The following is a 1,264-nucleotide window of genomic DNA, read 5'->3' on the forward strand; positions in this document are numbered from 1 at the left end:
CACCGCGATCGCTGGTCACAGCACCAGCGCCCCAATCAACAGCGTAACGACCAGTATCAACGGCCGGATTACCGCGCTCAGCAGCAGCGGTACAAGGAGCAACGTAACCGGGAGCGTGAGACCTGGGTCCGCAACCGCGACCGCATGCTCAACAACTCCAGGCAACAGCAGTATCAAGAGGATCCGCGGAAACATCAGAACCGTAATTACGGCAGCGGTATTCGTCAGCAACGAGCAGAGCGCTATTGATCAGCAGCTCGGCAAATGGGGGTTATAGGCGACTGGCCTCGCCGCTGAACTTTTCTACGCGCAAAAAAAGAGGGCGCAATGCGCCCTCTGGTTAGTCACTTATGGAGTGACCGGTTTTGTAACTTGCCTGTCCACCATATCCCTGCCCATCCGGCGCCAGGTCAACAGGAAGCACAGAGCGCTACCGAAGTACAAGCAGGCCATGATGACCATGGAGGTTTGAAGGCTTTGCGCGTAGACCTGCCCACAAACGTCCTGCAGGTTCTGGTTCAGCTGACCGACCACGGCGGGGTGACACTGATTGCGCACCAGTTCGCCAGCCGCGACCCCGAGCTCGGCGATGCCGGACTTGAAGAAGATGTCGGAGACTGCGCCAATGAACAGCGGGCCGAAGCCGTAGCCAATCAGGTTGACCAGAAGCAGCATCACTGCCGTGGCCATTGCGCGCACACGCATGCTGACCACACCCTGGCCGATCGTGTACTGAGCGGCTAGATAGCCGTACTTCACGAAGCCGCCGATGATCAGGCCGATTGCAGCGTAGAGCAGTTTGTCGGTGGTGAAGGCGAAAATATAAAAAGGAACCGACAGTGCCAGGCCCACCGCCGGTACCCAGGCGATGGCGCCCGGGTGCTTCTTGTAAATCCTGGTCGCCAGCCAACCGGTGGCGAAGGTGCCAACGGCCGCGGACAGGGCTACCGGGGTGTTAATCCAGATCGCTGCCTGACCGGCAGTGATTTCGTAAGTGCGGACAAGAAAGAGAGACTGGAACGAGGAGATACCGTAACCGCAGAACGCGGCAATGGTCGCGCCGGCGGTCATCAGCCAGAAAGCAGGCTTGCCCATCAGCTCGTGGATAGCCTCGCTCAGGCTGGCTCGCTCTTTTGGCTCGGCTTGCGCCGGATCGGTGTAGCCGCGCGGCGGCTCCTTGACCGTTAACTTGAACACAAGGGCGACCAGCAAGCCCGGCAAACCGACGACGAAAAAGGCGGTGCGCCAGTCGAACATGTCGGTA

General features: G+C 59.6%; 2 protein-coding genes. One reads left to right on the forward strand and one right to left on the reverse strand.

What is annotated here, in order from left to right; translation table 11 throughout:
• Positions 1 to 249, forward strand: a 249-nt coding sequence (locus tag ABYA88_RS16510; RefSeq protein WP_373188469.1) for a hypothetical protein, incomplete at its 5' end; no start/stop codon positions are given.
• A gap of 99 nt (positions 250 to 348) precedes the next feature.
• Here the strand turns inward: ABYA88_RS16510 and ABYA88_RS16515 are convergent.
• The coding region (locus tag ABYA88_RS16515) for an MFS transporter (protein WP_373188470.1) at positions 349 to 1,264 on the reverse strand (916 nt) is incomplete at its 5' end.

This window comes from Halopseudomonas sp., assembly GCF_041579695.1.
In the GTDB taxonomy this organism is placed as follows: Bacteria; Pseudomonadota; Gammaproteobacteria; order Pseudomonadales; family Pseudomonadaceae; genus Halopseudomonas.